Source organism: Bradyrhizobium sp. URHD0069 (assembly GCF_000701345.1).
Lineage (GTDB): Bacteria > Pseudomonadota > Alphaproteobacteria > Rhizobiales > Xanthobacteraceae > Bradyrhizobium.
This window is the reverse complement of record NZ_JNIJ01000018.1, coordinates 1-15,256: the sequence shown is the minus strand read 5'-3', so window position 1 is coordinate 15,256 and position 15,256 is coordinate 1. Positions and strand designations below refer to the sequence as shown.

The following is a 15,256-nucleotide window of genomic DNA, read 5'->3' as shown; positions in this document are numbered from 1 at the left end:
CGGCCTGCTCACGATCACAAAGTACGCAAACTGGAGTGATGCACCATTGCATCGGGGTTCTAAAATCTAAATTTGAATTTAGGAGCGACCTCGCGCGGCGGTGAAGCGACGTGACGATATGTTTCTTCTATCGGTCTGATCGCGTCACCATTTGCATAGGAGAGCCAGACGCTGTTGGCTTTTCATATCAAATGGAGAAATTGAATGACTTGGCTTAAGGGACGGCTTACGGGCGCAACCTCACGACGCAGTGTCTGCACTCACCGGCAGGGTGAACTGAAACATGGCGCCGTGGGGTACGTTGGCCGTAACCCATAGTCGTCCCCCATGAGCCTCCACGATCGAACGGCAGATGGAAAGTCCCATGCCCATGCCGCTGGGTTTGGTGGTGAAGAAGGCGTCGAACAGCCGGGCCGCGTTCTCGGTGGGGATCCCGTTTCCGCAATCAATCACACTTACCAGCACTTGTGTCTCGTCCTGGCCTGATCGGATCCCCAGTTCGCGCGGCCGATCCGTGACCGATTGCATCGCTTCAATGCCATTCATCACCAGGTTGATGATCACCTGCTGCAGTTGAACCCGATCACCCAGGATCATGGGTAGAGCCGGTGTTAAGTCCATTCCCAACAATACCTGATGGCTGATCAACTCACGCTGCACCAACGGGATGGTCTCCCTCACGACGTCATTGACGTCGAGCGGCACCTTCTCTTGGCTGGTCTTGTTGGCGAGCGCCCGGACGCGCCGGATCACCTCACCCGCGCGATTGCCGTCGTCGATAATCCATTCCACCGAGCGGCACGCTGCGTCCACGTCGGGAGTTCCTCGGCGGAGCCAGCGCAGACCGGCCTCGGCGTTGGCGACGACGGCGGCGAGCGGCTGGTTCACTTCATGGGCGATCGAGGCCGCCAGTTCGCCCAGGGTTGTTATGCGCGTTACGTGTGCGAGCTCCATTTGGGCATCGAGGAAGCGCTGTTCGCTGGCGCGCAGCCTCTCTTCCGCTCGCTTGCGGTCGGTCATGTCGATGACAAAGGAGACCCCTTCGTCTGGTTTCCACTCGAAAAGCGCACGGGCGACCAGAACCGGCACGCGGCTGCCGTCTTTGCGAAAGTACTCTTTCTCACGCGGCTGGAGGGTTCCAACCTCTTTTAGCTCTGCAATGATTTGTTGATCGGCGTCGCGCCATTCGGCCGGCGTCAGTTCCGTCCATCGCAGCCGACCGGAGACGAGATCTTCCCGGCCATGTCCGACCATGTCGAGAAAAGCTTGGTTGGCATCGATGATCCGGCCCTGAACATCCCAGATCACGACCCCGATGATGTTCGAGTCGACTAGGCGGCGGATCCTGGCTTCCCGCTCCTGCAGGTCGTTGTACAGACGGGCGTTCTCTAGCGAGATCGCCGCTTGAGATGCCAGCAATTCCAGCACCGAGATCCGGGCGGGCGTGAACACGTGCGATGCCAGCTTGTTCTCGAGATAGAGCACCCCGATCAGCTTCGCCTGCTTCACCAGGGGCAGGCAGAGTACCGACCGGGCGTGCCTATGGCCGATGTACTCATCTGCCGAGAACGGATTCTGCGCCAAGGCGTCATCAAGGATCACGCTTTCCCGCGTGCGGATCACGGTGTGGAGCACGGATTCGGGAAGCTCGGCCGGTGACACGGCCGTTTGGCGCAGCGTGACTTCAACCTGGCCGCGGCCGGTCGTCGCTTCCGCCGCGATCCGTGGCTCATCACCTTCGAACAGGATGAGCAGGCCGCGCTCGGCGCCGGCATGTTCGACCGCGATCCGCAGCAGCGTCTCGATGAGCTTGCCGAGGACGATCTCGCCGGACACCGTCTCCGCGGCCTTGAGTACCGTCCCGACATCCAACTGCTCGACAGGCGCGCCAATGGTAGCGGTGGGAGATGCCGGGACTGGTGCGTCGCGGAGATGCGGATGAAGCTGTTCGAGTTGTCGCACCTTGCCGGCCGCGCCCCAGCGAAGATAGCAGCGCCGCGCCTCCCGCAGACAGGTGTGGGCGATCGTATCGAAGCCGCGCGCCGTGAAGAACCGCGCGGCCGTCTCATAGGCCAGGCCCTCGTGTTGAACGAAGCCGTGTTCGCGCGCCGACTGAATGGCCTGCTCGTACAGACGCATCGCGTCGGCGTCTCGTCCTTCGAGGCGGGCAATTTCGGCCGACACCAGCGCGTATTTGTCGCCGAAAGTCGGTGGATAGTTGTCAGCCCACTCGCGCAATCGTTCTCGGTGTACCGTCAGGAGGTCGCGCCACGCGCTCTGCTCGTCGGCAGAGCCATTCTCATAGAGCACCGCCACCGTCAGCGCGGTGTAGTAAAAGTAGTCGAGCAACTGGATATGAGCGGGCGAAGCCCAAAGGACCGTCTTCGCCTTATCGACTGCCGCGAGCGCCTCGGCGTATTCGCCTGCCAGGAATCGTGCCTTAAGTTTCAGGATCCAGTACCAGGCGATCATCAAGCTCATCCGCCCCGCTGTAAGCTGCGCCTCGAACGTCGCCTCGTCGAACTGCGCGTCGCTGAAGGTGGAGAAGCTCCTGGTCCGGCCCAGCATCGTGGCGATGAAGCGTTGCTGGCTCACCATGAGGTCTTCGGCGCGACGGAACTTGGCTTTCCGGGCGAAGTCCAGGCTCTTCTCCGACTCGCGCCACACGGCATCGAGCGGATCGTTGCGGAGCAGAAGACCCGTGAAGGATTGGAACATGCTTAAGCAGGCGTAGGACAGATCTCCTGTCTCGCTCGCGGCGCGAAAGGCCGCCCGATTGAAATCGATCGCCGTCGCGATCGGCTGCGTCCAGAGGGCAACCCATCCCATCGCGTGGTGAACCTTTGCCTGGTAAGCGATGAAGCGGTGTTTTTCGACAAGGTCGCATGCGAGCTTTGCGAAACGATAACCCTCCCCATAACGGTGAAACGCGGGGCCGAGGATCGTCCCAAGCCGGCCATAGGCGTGCGCCGAAGCGCCGGTCGTCCCGTGCTGCATGCTGACGTTCACCATGCGACACACGAGCAAGCAATAAAATTTGAAGTCGGTAAAGTAAGCGGGAGTGATCAGGACCGAGAGCATATCCATCGCGGCCCGCAGTTCCGGATCGGTTCCCAGCGGCAGATCGATCAAGTGCTCGATCTGGCGCGCCCCAAGATTGCGCCCGACCGTCTCGTATTCGGCCTGGACCTGCTCCCAGGCCGGGTGTGCCGGGAGGTCAATGCCGAACAGGCGCAGGCACGTGAGCCCGGCGACCACAGCTTCCTGGTGTTCGGACTTCAGGAGGTGCAACTGGACCTTCAGGTGGTAGACCGCCGCTTGGTCGACTTTCGACGCGCCGCGCTGCAGCAACTCCGCAATCAGTTGCTCGGCCTTTTCGAAGTTGCCGCTCAGAAACTCGCACTCCGCGCGTTCGAGCCACAGGCTGAACGTCAACTCGTAATGGGTGTCCCACTCCCGCTGGTCCAACAGAGCCATGCCGGCCGCCAAGTACGCGCACGCCGACGCATGAGCCGACGACGCCTTGGCCTTTCGCCCGGCACGCAGATTGATCGTCGCCACCTGCGCTTTCTCGTCCCGGTCGATCAGCCGTGCGGCACCCCGATTGAGCTGGTTTGCGACATCGAACAGATGCTCGGCGAGATCGTCCTGCGTCATGTTCGCGAGCAGCACGCGGCCGATGCGCAGATGGATGTCGGCACGGTCCTCGTCGGGAATCAGTGAATAGGCCGCCTGCTGGATCCGGTCGTGCAGAAATTTGTAGGCGCCGTCCTCGCGAAAAACGAGCCCAGCGTGGACGACTTCCCGGAACGACGTGTGCATCGCCTCCTCTGTTGTCCCGTGAACCAGAGCCAGGGTGGCGATCTCGGCGACATTGCCCAGGCAGGCGAGTTGTTTCAGGGCTTCCTGGGTGGTGGAAGACAACCGCTTCAGCTTCCCGGCCATAAGATCCACTACGTTATCGGTGTAGCTCTTGCCGCGGATGCGTTGCATGTTCCATTGCCAGGCTGACGCGACTGCGTCGAATGCGAGCAGCCCCTCGTCGGCCAACGCGATAAAGAACTGGATCGCGAAGAACGGATTGCCGCCGGTCTTCTGCTGGACTAGCTCCGCCAATGGTCGCGCGCGCTCCGGCTCGCAGTGGAGCGCGTCGGCGACGAGCCGGCCAACATCGTCGAGATCGAGGGGCGCCAGCACGATCTCCTGCACCCTCGCATCGACGGCGCGAATCGCCTCCAGCGTTCGCAGAAGCGGGTGCGCGGGACCGACCTCGTTATCCCGGTAAGCCCCGACCAGCAGCAGGTGCCGCACTTCCGGGTGCGTGACCAGATGCTCGAGGAGGTCGAGGGTTGCTGCATCAAGCCATTGCAAATCGTCGACGAACAGCGCGAGCGGGTGCTCCTTGCTCGCGAACACCCCGAGGAAGCGCCGGAACACCATCTGAAAGCGGTTCTGCGCGTCCTGCGGCGGCAGGTCCGGAACCGGCGGCTGCTTTCCGATCACGAGTTCCAGTTCGGGAACGAGGTTGACGATGAGCTGACCATTCGGGCCCAGCGCCTCGAGCAAGGAGTCCCGCCACCGCCCGAGCGCCGCCTCGCTCTGGGTGAGGAGCGAGCGGACGAGGCTCTGGAAGGCCTGGCCCAGGGTGGCGTACGGGATGTCACGCTTGTACTGGTCGAACTTGCCGGACGCGAACAAGCCACGCGACGGGACCAGCACCTTGTGCAGTTCGTTCACCACCGAGGACTTGCCGATGCCGGAATATCCGGACACGAGCACGAGCTCGGGCGTGCCCGTGGCCACGACACGGTCAAAGGAAGCGAGCAGGTTGTCGATCTCGCGCTCCCGGCCGTAAAGCTTCTCCGGAATCAGCAGCCGGTCCGAAACGTCGTGCGTGCCCAGCGGAAATGGCCCGATACGGCCATGCGACTCCCATTCCGCCAGGCCGCGCCGCAGATCGGCTTCGACACCCGCGGCGGTCTGGTAGCGCGCCTCGGGGGTCTTGGCGAGGAGCTTCATCACGATTGCCGAGAGCGGCTCCGGGATGCCGGCGACTCGCTCGTCGGGCGCCATCGCTTGCCGCGCGATATGACAGTGCACCCACTCCATCGGATCGGCGGCGGCGAAGGGAAGCGTCCCCGTCAACATTTCGTAGAAGGTGACACCGAGTGCATAAAGATCGCTGCGGGAGTCCACCGAGCGGTTCATCCGGCCAGTTTGTTCCGGCGCCATGTAGGCAAGCGTCCCGGCGATCACCTCCGGCGGCGCGGGGACCTGGTGCTCGCGCGGCAGACGCGAGGCAATGCCGAACCCCGTCAGCCACACGCCGCCGCTTGCCGTGTCGACCAGGATGTTTGCCGGCTTGATGTCCTTATGGATCAGGCCTCGCTCATGGAATCGGCGGAGCGCGCCCGCGAGCGGGATCGCGATGCGCAGGAAATCCGATACGTCCAGGGGTCGGCCAAGCAGTCGATCGACCGGCACACCGCCGGGATCCTCAAGCACCAGCGTCATGCGGTCGTCGTAGCGGGTAAGCTCGACGGGTCGCGCCGCCCAGTCAGCGTCAAGTTCGGCTTTGAGCGCATATTCGTGTTGAAGCCGCTCGACGCAACTGAGCGAGGTTTCTTCCGCGGCAACAAGCAGGACCGGAGGCAGGCCGTTGCCGGAGCCCCGGTAGAGAGCGATGTCTCCCTCTCTCAGCGGCGAGAATGCGTAGCCCGAGAGCTCGTTCACGACGGCCTCCTGCCAGGAGGACTGCTTAGTACATTGATCAGGTTACGTTTGCTCTGGCTCCCGTCAATCCAAAAACAGACGCTAAAAAAGCGAACGTATGACGATCGGTGCTATATTATGGCTGTAAGAAGATAACGAGAGCCGCGCTGGCCTTTTGCTCATGGCGCTCGTCTACCTGCCGCTCGTCTGGGTGGGCGATCATTACCTCAGCTATGCACAAGGCCTTGCCGCCGGATTCTGCATGGCGTGTCCCGAGCGCGGTGAGACGGTCGAGCAGGATTTGCGCGAGATCGGCCAACCTTCCAATTCACTCCGCCGCGCGTTTTCGAATCCATGCTGACGCGAGTGTTGATCCGCGTGGTGATAGACCGCGAGGCGCGGGCGCTCGCCGAAAAAGAGGACGTCAAGGAATTCTACCTCGGTATCGCCGGCGAAAAGCGAAAATCATTCCGCGATGTGAAGCACTACAAACGGCGCAAACGTTGGTTCGTTTAGGCGATGACGCCGAGTAATCGGCCCCGGCCAATATGAGGCCTTTTGGATAAGCGTGGGATCGTGTAGTCTTCTTTAGAGCAGCCCTTCGAGACGGGACGTGCCGACGTCTCCGTTCGAGGCGAATGGGCAGCCGGGAATGCCGTCGGCGGGCATCGCACTCTCAGTAGAACCGACAATCCTTTTGTGCCGGTCTCCCACCGAGCACTCGCCGTGCGCCCCCGCACGCGAAAATGCTTACTTTGACCGCAACGAGCGAGCGGTACGAGGTGAACATGGGGAACGTCATTGCAAAGTGCTTGGCTCGAGCCGGCCATCAACCCGCTCTGCGCAACCACGTCAACAAACTTACCGTCGAGCAACCATTGCGGCCGTGTGAGCTGCGGGCTTCGGCATTACGAGCAACCAAGGAAGGAGCTGCAAGATGATGAAATCCACACTGTTAATGGGATTCGTGGGGCTATCCGCCTTGGCGCTCACGGCGGTGACCACAGTTGCGAACGCGCAGGACAAAGTCCGCTGGAAGATGCAGAGCGCGTGGGGCAGCCAGCTGCCACACCTCGGCACCTCGGGCGTGCGCTTCTCAAAGAATGTCGAGCGGTTGTCGGGCGGCAAATTGGAGATCAAGTTCTACGAGCCCGGCGCGTTGATCCCGCCGCTGGAGTGCTTCGACGCGGTGTCCAAGGGCTCGATCGAATCGTGCTGGACGACGCCAGGCTACCACACGGGCAAGTACCCCGCGCTCGCCTTCTTCACCACCGTGCCGTTCGGCCCGCCCATCGGCGAGTTCCTCGGCTGGAAGTGGTTCGGCGGCGGCAACGAGTTGCGCAATGAGATTTACGCCAAGCACGGCTTGATTGCGATCGATGCCGGCGCCATCGCGCCCGAGACCTCCGGCTGGTTCCGCAACGAGATCAAGTCGGTCGAGGAACTGAAGGGGGTGAAGATGCGGTTCTTCGGCCTTGGCGCACAGGTGATGCAGAAGCTCGGCGTCTCCACCCAGCTGCTGGCGGCGGCTGACATCTATCCTGCGCTGGAGCGCGGCGTGATCGAGGCGACCGAGTTCTCGATGCCGACGATGGACACCAAATTGGGCTTCCATCAGATCGCCAAGTTCAACTATTTCCCAGGCTGGCATCAGCAGACCTCGGTGGGCGAGCTTCTGATCAACAAGACGGCGTGGGAGGCGCTGTCGGATCAGAACAAGGCGATTATCGAGATCGCCCTCGGCGAATCCATCATGCACATGTACGTCGAGAGCGACCACTCCCAGTTCGCGGCGATGGCCGAGATGCGCGACAAGCACAAGGTTCAGATCAAGCGCTGGAGCGACCAAGATCTGGCCACGCTGGAGAAGGCTTGGCTGGAAGTGCTGGCAGAGGAATCGGCCAAGGACCCGCTGTTCAAGAAGGTCGCCGACCACTACCTGGACTACCGCAAGAAGTTCTCGGTTTGGGGCGTGTCGCAGACGATGAAAGCCACCTACCAGAAGGATTGAGCGGAGGCAGCCGGTGCAGCGAGCGGCTGCGCCGGTTCCTGCCCCGGAGGTCGTCTCGCCGGCCGGTGAGGGATCAGCCGAACAGCCCGATGACGGATCAACCGCTCGTGCATCTCAATTCCGATGCGGCGTGCGGGCGAGAGGACTTTGTCGCGATGAATGCGTTGCTGAAGCTGGCCGAGAATATGCGGCGGGTGCTCGAGGTTGTTGCCCTGGCGTCCGGTTGGCTGCTCGTCATCATGGCGTGCGTGACCACGTTCGATGTCGTCGCGCGCAAGTTCGGCATGCAGCTGCCGTACACCAGGCTGCAAGAGCTGGAATGGCACTTCCACGCCGCGATCTTCTCGCTTTGGATGGGCTACTGCTACACGATCAACGCGCATCCGCGCGTCGATACGTTCACCGAGAGGATGTCGTATCGCCGCAGGGCATGGATCGAACTCGCCGGCTGCCTCGTGCTGGCGCTGCCATACAGCGCGCTGGTCGCCTACTACAGCCTGGATTTCGTTGCGCAGTCCTATCGGCTCGGCGAGCAGTCCGACAGCACGGTGGGGCTGACCCACCGCTGGATCATCAAGGGCGTCTACGCTGCCGGCCTGTGGATGGTGGTGCTCGGCATCCTCAGCGTACTGCTCCGCGTGATCGTCTTCCTGTTTGGTGAAAAGTCGGAGCGGGAAGTCAATCTGCAAATCGGACATGTGATTACGGACGTTTAGCCCAACCGGGGGACTCTGACGTGCTCGACTGGCTGGCCGACAATCTCGCTCTGATCATGTTCGTGTCGATGTTCTTCTGCATTTTCATCGGCTACCCGGTCGCCTTCATCATGGGCGGGCTAGCGCTCGTCTTTGCGGTCGCGGGCGCTTGGCTCGGCACTTTCCACCTGATCGGCCTGTCCGATATCGTACTGCGCATGTGGGGTGGGGTCGCCAACGATCCGGTGCTGGCGTCGATCCCCATGTTCATCTTCATGGGCGCGATCCTGGAGCGATCGGGCTCCGCCAAGGACATGCTGGACGCAACCGAGGTCCTGCTCAAGTGGTGCCCGGGCGCGCTGGCGGTCTCCGTGATGGTGATGGGCACGATCCTGGCGGCGCCGATCGGCGTGGTCGGCGCGGCGGTGATCACGCTGTCGGTGATCGCCCTGCCCCAGATGCTGGCCGCGGGCTACGACAAGCGGCTTGCCATCGGCACCATCGCCTCGGCCGGAACGCTCGGCATCCTGATTCCGCCGGCCATCATGCTGGTGGTGATGGCGGAGATGTTGGCGACCTCGGCAGGCAACCTGTTTCTCGCCGCCATCATGCCGGGCTTCCTGCTCTCCGGCCTCTACCTCGTCTATATCGTGCTCGTCGCCATCTTCAGGCCGGGTGCCGCGCCCCGGTTGCCGCCCGGCTACGGGCCGCAGACCCGCCGCGCGTTCTGGTACGCCGTCTGGCGGGGCCTGTTCCCCATGACGGCGCTGTTGGTGATCGTGCTCGGCTCGATCTTCGCCGGCTGGGCCACGCCCACCGAGAGCGGTGCTGTCGGCGTGCTCGGCTCCATGTTCATCGCCGCGCTGAACAGGCGCATGACCTTTAAGATGATGAACGAGGCGATCTATTCCTCCTGCCGCGCCAACGGCCTGGTGTTCCTGATCTTCCTCGGCGCGACCGGCTTCTCCTACGTGTTCCGCGTGCTCGGCGGCGACGAGCTGATGATCTCGACGCTCACCTCTTTCGGCATCGACACCAAATGGGAAATGCTCACCTTCATTATGGTTCTGATCTTCCTGCTCGGCTTCCCGTTCGAGTGGATCGAGATCTGCCTGATCGTCCTGCCGGTGTTCGGGCCGATCCTGTTGAAGTACGACTTCTCCGACCACATCGGCAGCAACGCTGCGCTGATGACCTGGTTCGGCACGCTGGTCGCGGTCAATCTGCAGACCGCGTTCATGACGCCGCCGTTCGGGGCGACGCTGTTCTACATGAAGGGCACGGCGCCGCCGGGCGTCACCATGAGCGACGTGTTCACGGCCATGTATCCGTTCGTTGCGCTGCAGGTGCTCGGCTTGATGCTGTGCATTTATTTCCCAAGCATCAGTCTGTGGCTGCCGAGACTGGCCGGCTTCGTCGAATAGCCACCCAGCAATTTGGAGGGGACGTGCGGCGTCTAGTGGCAGCTTCAATCGTCATCGCTCTGGCTGGTACGTACGTGGGCTTCGCGTACCGCTATTTCGCGATGATCCGTTCGAAGCAACGCTCGGAAAAACGTCGAGTGCACGCAGGTCGGCGAACCAAGCGCGGTGCTCGATGGACAGGCGCCGACCCCATTATTGCGGGTTGCCTCCCATCATGCCTTGATTTCTGCACTATTTGAGAAACAAATAGAGCAGCGTAACGCTTTGGGGAGGCAGGCGGTGCCGAGATCCGGGCTCGCGTTGTTGCTCGTGGGGCTGTTCGGGCTCGCGCTCGGCGGTTGTATGCAATCGACACTCGCGCCGTCGTCGGGTGCCAATTTGACCCCAAGGGACCGGCAGTTGCTGGCTCATGCGCCTTATGCGCAGGCGACCATTCCAGAGACCTACCGCCGGCATATCGTCGACTATTCGCGCAAAGAGGGGCCGGGCACGATCCTGGTCGATACTGACGCGCGTTATCTCTTTTACGTACTGCCGGGAGGCAAGGCGATCCGCTACGGCGTGGCGGTGGGAGAGGAAGCGTTGGCCTTCGCCGGCGTCGCGACGGTCGGCCGTATGGCTGAATGGCCTGATTGGATCCCGACACAGGAGATTCAGGCGCGGCTCGGCCCCTACCCGTCACGCATTCGAGGAGGTCCGGCCAATCCGCTGGGCGCGCGGGCGCTCTACCTTTACGAGGGCAACAAGGACACCCTGTACCGCATCCACGGCACCAACCAGCCGGAATATATTGGCCAAGCCATATCGTCTGGCTGCATCCGCATGATCAACGAGGATGTCATCGATCTCTTTGATCGAGTGAAGTTAGGCGCGGCCGTCGTCGTGCTGGCGCCAGGTCAGAGTACATGGATGGGGCGGCCCTTCGCAGGTTCCCGCAGCTGATAAGCTCTCTGGAGGGCCCGCCCTATAATTCCAAGATAGCGTCCTGAGCGAATCCCGGGTCGTCGACCCTGACTTGGCAGCGCGAACGCTTCCGCCGCCAGCATCGCACTCACCGCATCTCGCGCTTTTGCTGGCAGCGTGGATAGGGTATATTGATTGAAGTCCCTGACAGCTATCGGACGTGGATCAAGGCCTCGGCGGGTGCTTTCAACACCTCCCGAGACACCTTCGCGCTCCAATCGATTTCGCCGATGAATCGCGAAGTCGCGGCAACGTTTCTGCCGCATCCGGCCTTGGGAATTCAGTAATATTTTTCGGGGAACCCCGATAGCTCGAAGCGCGACGCCAGAGGCGTATCACGCAGAAGCAGGTCGTCTCTGAGTCCGCGGCAGTTCTTAGCACAGGCCTGAAGCCGCCGCTCGATCGAGGAGGAACCAATGAAGCCCATCAACCTCAGCATAATCGCGGCACCCGCCGCCGCGATGACACTTGTCAAAACTGCGCTTTTTTCCGGGGCACTCGTGGCCTTTGCCCCCGCGGTTGTCCTAGGACAGCCGATTGAAAAGAAGGGGACCACGCCCTACGTGACGCACTTCGTTTTCCGGCCATTGATGAGCATTGACATCGCCGGACTCGGTACGGCCACCACGCTGGAGGCGGTCGGGACTACCCAAAACATGAAGGGAGAGAAGATGCTCGACAAGATGTCAGCACATTGCGCAGCGTTGAACGTTGCATCCGCCGACAAGAAATACATTGACGGCGCCTGCGTGTTAGCCGACAGCGACGGCGACAAGATTTTCTCGACCTTTGATACTCGCGACCTCGATAAGTCACAGCCGAAAATGGATTGTGGCACCCATATCATCACCGGCGGCACCGGGAAGTATAAGGGGATCACGGGGCGTGAGCCATTTGCTTGTATAACAATGCCTGCACTGGCTGGCCCCGGCGGCTATTTTGCGATGGACATCCCGCATAACACGACGTGGGAGATCAAATGATAAGAACCTCGATGGTCCCAAAACCCGGCTACCGACACCGGGCGCCAACCACTGAATGAGAGCCCGGCCCGCCAGCCGGGCTTTCTTTTCGCTGGTTTCATCCGCAGGGATCAACGGTCCATGAACGCCAAGGCTTGGCACAAGAGCTTTTGGGGTTCGGTATCCTCAAGGCGCGCGAACGGAATTAAGGAATGTCGCGACCTCAGCCTTGAGACGGTAACTTTCCCCAGAAAGGGACTGCGCTGCGGAGAACACTTTATCGGAAGCCAATCCCGTCTCCTTGGTGCCGCGCTGCACATCCACAATGCTGGAACTCACCTGCAAGGTGCCTTGCGCCGCCCGCTGTACGTTGTGGGAAATCGCCTGGGTCGCGGCGCCCTGCTCTTCAACCGCCGAGGCGATAGTCGAGGCGATTTCGGACATCCGCCCAATGGTGCTGCCGATCGCCTCGATCGCAATTACCGACTCACGCGTTGCATTCTGGATGCCACTAACCTGTTGGCTGATCTCGCCCGTGGCCTTTGCAGTCTGCTCGGCAAGCGCTTTGACCTCGGACGCCACGACAGCGAAACCGCGGCCGGCAGCGCCGGCTCGCGCAGCCTCGATGGTCGCGTTGAGGGCGAGAAGGTTGGTCTGCCCAGCAATCGTGTTGATCAGGTTGACCACATCACCGATTCGGCTTGCTGCCTTCGACAATTCGCTGACGCGATTGTTGGTCATTTGGGCTTGCTCCACCGCTTCGCCGGCGATCCTGGCAGAGTCCTGCACCTGGCGACTGATTTCATTCACCGAGGACGACATCTGTTCGGTTGCCGAAGCAACCGACTGCACGTTTGCCGAGGCATCTTCAGATGCTGCAGCAACAACATTCGTAAGCTGCTGAGACCGTTCAGCCGTTGCCGTTAGAGTGCTGGCCGCAGTTTCCAGTTCCATCGATGCGGCGGACACCGTGTCGATGATTCGACCAACGGCGCCTTCGAATTCATCGGCCAGTTTGCCCATGTCGGCTTTCCGGGCCGCCGCCACGATCAGATCCTGCCTCACCTTGGCGTCAGCCTCATCTCTGGCCCTCTGCTTCGCCTTAGTTTTGAAGGTCTCGACGGCTTGGGCCATCTCACCCACTTCATCGCGTCGTCCCAATCCCGGCAGGACGACACCAAAATCACCCGACGCGAGCCTCTGCATTGCGTGCGTCATTCTGGCGATCGAATTGGCAATACGCTGGCCGAAATATATTGCAAGGAGGCCAACACAGAGGGTTGCTCCTACGATCGTCCAACGGAGTGATTGCCGCAGTTCGGTGGCACGGGCCTCTGATAACTGGTATCGGGCATCCGCCGCGTTGACTAAGGCATCTAATGTCGGCCGACTTCGCTGGAATACCGTGGCAAAGTCGTCCACTTCGTCGTTAAGAGAACTCTGAGTGACCATAAAGGACACGAAACTGTCGTTGTAGGATTTCATGAGTGAAAAAAGCTCACTCTGAACTCCCGCGGCCAAGCCCGCCGCTACCAACGCGTCGCCAAATTCAGATCGCCGCTTGCCGAAGTCATCACCGTATTTCTCGTCCCCTCGCAGGATGAAATCCTTTTCATGGCGGCGCATCATCAGCATCAAGATGGACAAGCGAGGCTGATTGAGCTCCGCCAGCTTGCTTTCAATTTGGTGAACCGCCGAACCAAGCTTGCCCCGAAGTCCTTGATTCTCGTTCAGCCCGAGCACGCGGCGCATCGACGACAAATTATGAAAGCGAGTCTGATAAAGGTTCAGTCCAGAGCGCAGCGCGCTGATTTGCTTCAGGGGATCGCCATCCTGGAGCTTTTCAACTCGATTTTCGATCTCGGACAAGTGTCCAAGGGCACTCTCCATAACGCCGGCATGCTTGCCGATTAGTCTTTCATCCTGCTTTCTCAAAAATTCAGTCGCGATCTGGTACGCCTCCAGATAATTGGCCGACAGCCCGAGAACATGCAGGCGCAAATCTATGCTTTGGTCAGACTCCAGTTGATTCCTGGCGGCGAGGCCAAGTCCGACCAGGCAAATTGTCCCGGTAAGCAGGACGCCAAGGATTCCCAACAGTGCAATTTGGATTTTTAGGCCAATCCGGACTCGCGGAAAAAACCTGCGATGCTTGCGAATGGGGGCCGCAAATCCAAACATGTGAGGCGCAAATTTTGATTGAGTTGAACTTGAATCGGTCTTTAGTGCAGTGCACCTAACAAATGGATAACCGGTATACTCTTGGCCGAGTCTATCTCGCTATCGGCACCGACGCTCTCGACATGCGACTTTGGAAGGCAGCTCAGTTGGTGGCCTCTCGACGCGCAATGTCGCTTATTGGCTACTTTTCGAATGGCCAGCGCCCCGAACTCGGCCTCAACGGGAAACCCTGCTGGCGGTGACGCTGCTTCTCGGCGTGATCACCTTGGGCACCGGCCGGACCACGGTGCCTCTTCTTTATCCAGTGCGGACACCTCTCGCGATAGTCACGATGCCGGCGTTTTGAACAATGGTCTCTATTAATTTTACACGTTAACTAATAATTAATTATGCGTTTGCGGGCACCAAAGGCCGGGCCTAGCGTGCCCTGGAGTGCGGCTCTGTAACCGACGAAGTGGTACGTGCCATGACGTATAGAATGTATGGGGCGTTGATCGCGTCTCTCAGCGTAGTAGCGCTTATGCTTGCCGCGAACGAGACGTTCGCCAGGTCGGAAGGGGTGCGTAGTGGAGGGTCTGTATCGAGGCATTCGATTTCCCGCCCGCACCTGGTTCCATCGTTCCGGCACCACCGGAGAAACAGAAACCCCGTAGGGCTGTTCTGGCCGGCACTGGAAGACTTCCCATCGAATGGCGGACCCACGGTGGGTGTTGCGCCGCCAATATCAAACGATATTCGTTACACCTATACCTATGATGTTCCCTGGGACTGGGCACATCGATATCCGCCGTCTGTCGTACCTTCTGACCGACCGTATGTGTCGAGTTGCCCCACCGAGACTGTAACGGTTCCTGGGCGGGACGGCAGCGAGCAAACCGTAAACGTCATGCGGTGCAACTAATAAGGGCCGAAGACGAGATTGAACGCCGGTTGAAACGAGCGAAGCCGTCTCAGTTGACGGCCTCTCTCATTTCAAACTTACGCTTCGTGCAGGATTGACCGCAGGCGCCGCGCCAGATCTGTCAGGCGGAACGGTTTGTCGATAATCGGAAACTCGTCCACCGCTCGATATCGTTCCAGCACATCCCCCGCGTAGCCCGAGGTGAGCAGGACTTTGATATCTTTGTTCCGCTGTCTGGCTTCGCGGGCAAGCTCTACGCCATTCATTCCGTTTGGTAGCACGACATCGCTGAACAAGAGTTCAATTTCCTGGCCACTCTCGAGGATCTGGATGGCCTCCGCACCATTCCGGGCGCCAAGAACCTGATAGCCGAACGTGGTCAGCATTTCGGACGTGGCTTCCAGGAC

General features: G+C 60.6%; 10 protein-coding genes and 1 pseudogene. 7 read left to right on the top strand and 4 right to left on the bottom strand.

Features of this window, described 5'->3' with window-relative positions; genetic code table 11:
• Window positions 1–240: 240 nt before the first annotated feature.
• Complete coding sequence (locus N554_RS0112070) at window positions 241–5,733, bottom strand: trifunctional serine/threonine-protein kinase/ATP-binding protein/sensor histidine kinase (protein WP_029583695.1); 5,493 nt, start codon at window positions 5,731–5,733, stop codon at window positions 241–243.
• A gap of 115 nt (window positions 5,734–5,848) precedes the next feature.
• Complete coding sequence (locus N554_RS41480; RefSeq protein WP_210165375.1) at window positions 5,849–6,031, bottom strand: hypothetical protein; 183 nt, start codon at window positions 6,029–6,031, stop codon at window positions 5,849–5,851.
• 56 nt (window positions 6,032–6,087) lie between these two features.
• On the opposite strand from N554_RS41480, the pseudogene N554_RS40955 reads away from it, so the two are divergent.
• The 6 genes and pseudogenes from N554_RS40955 to N554_RS0112030 form a co-directional block, all read left to right on the top strand.
• Window positions 6,088–6,228: pseudogene (locus N554_RS40955) on the top strand (ABC transporter ATP-binding protein); the annotation flags it as partial.
• A gap of 466 nt (window positions 6,229–6,694) precedes the next feature.
• Window positions 6,695–7,723, top strand: coding sequence for a TRAP transporter substrate-binding protein (locus N554_RS0112055; protein WP_197033560.1), 1,029 nt, complete (start codon window positions 6,695–6,697; stop codon window positions 7,721–7,723).
• An 89-nt stretch (window positions 7,724–7,812) separates the two neighbouring features.
• Entirely contained in the window at window positions 7,813–8,439 is a 627-nt protein-coding gene (locus N554_RS0112050; RefSeq protein WP_051677465.1) for a TRAP transporter small permease subunit, read from the top strand.
• A 20-nt stretch (window positions 8,440–8,459) separates the two neighbouring features.
• Entirely contained in the window at window positions 8,460–9,842 is a 1,383-nt protein-coding gene (locus tag N554_RS0112045; RefSeq protein ID WP_197033558.1) for a TRAP transporter large permease, read from the top strand.
• Between the two features lie 279 nt (window positions 9,843–10,121).
• Window positions 10,122–10,784, top strand: coding sequence for a L,D-transpeptidase (locus N554_RS0112040; RefSeq protein ID WP_029583690.1), 663 nt, complete (start codon window positions 10,122–10,124; stop codon window positions 10,782–10,784).
• 437 nt (window positions 10,785–11,221) lie between these two features.
• A complete protein-coding gene (locus N554_RS0112030) occupies window positions 11,222–11,788 on the top strand; it encodes a hypothetical protein (protein ID WP_029583689.1) in 567 nt (188 codons plus the stop codon).
• Between the two features lie 165 nt (window positions 11,789–11,953).
• Here N554_RS0112030 and N554_RS0112025 read toward each other — a convergent pair whose 3' ends face one another.
• Entirely contained in the window at window positions 11,954–13,948 is a 1,995-nt protein-coding gene (locus tag N554_RS0112025; RefSeq protein ID WP_051677464.1) for a methyl-accepting chemotaxis protein, read from the bottom strand.
• Between the two features lie 466 nt (window positions 13,949–14,414).
• Between N554_RS0112025 and N554_RS41935 the strand changes: the two genes are divergently transcribed.
• Window positions 14,415–14,849, top strand: coding sequence for a hypothetical protein (locus N554_RS41935; RefSeq protein WP_081851246.1), 435 nt, complete (start codon window positions 14,415–14,417; stop codon window positions 14,847–14,849).
• 77 nt (window positions 14,850–14,926) lie between these two features.
• On the opposite strand, the gene N554_RS0112020 is transcribed toward N554_RS41935, so the two are convergent.
• Window positions 14,927–15,256, bottom strand: a 330-nt coding sequence (locus tag N554_RS0112020; protein ID WP_029583687.1) for a response regulator, incomplete at its 5' end; no start/stop codon positions are given.

Coding starts and splice junctions, on each gene's coding strand:
- N554_RS0112050 (WP_051677465.1), top strand. CDS start 7,813: ATGACGGATCAACCGCTCGTGCATCTCAATTCCGATGCGGCGTGCGGG.
- N554_RS0112030 (WP_029583689.1), top strand. CDS start 11,222: ATGAAGCCCATCAACCTCAGCATAATCGCGGCACCCGCCGCCGCGATG.
- N554_RS0112025 (WP_051677464.1), bottom strand. CDS start 13,948: ATGTTTGGATTTGCGGCCCCCATTCGCAAGCATCGCAGGTTTTTTCCG.
- N554_RS41935 (WP_081851246.1), top strand. CDS start 14,415: ATGACGTATAGAATGTATGGGGCGTTGATCGCGTCTCTCAGCGTAGTA.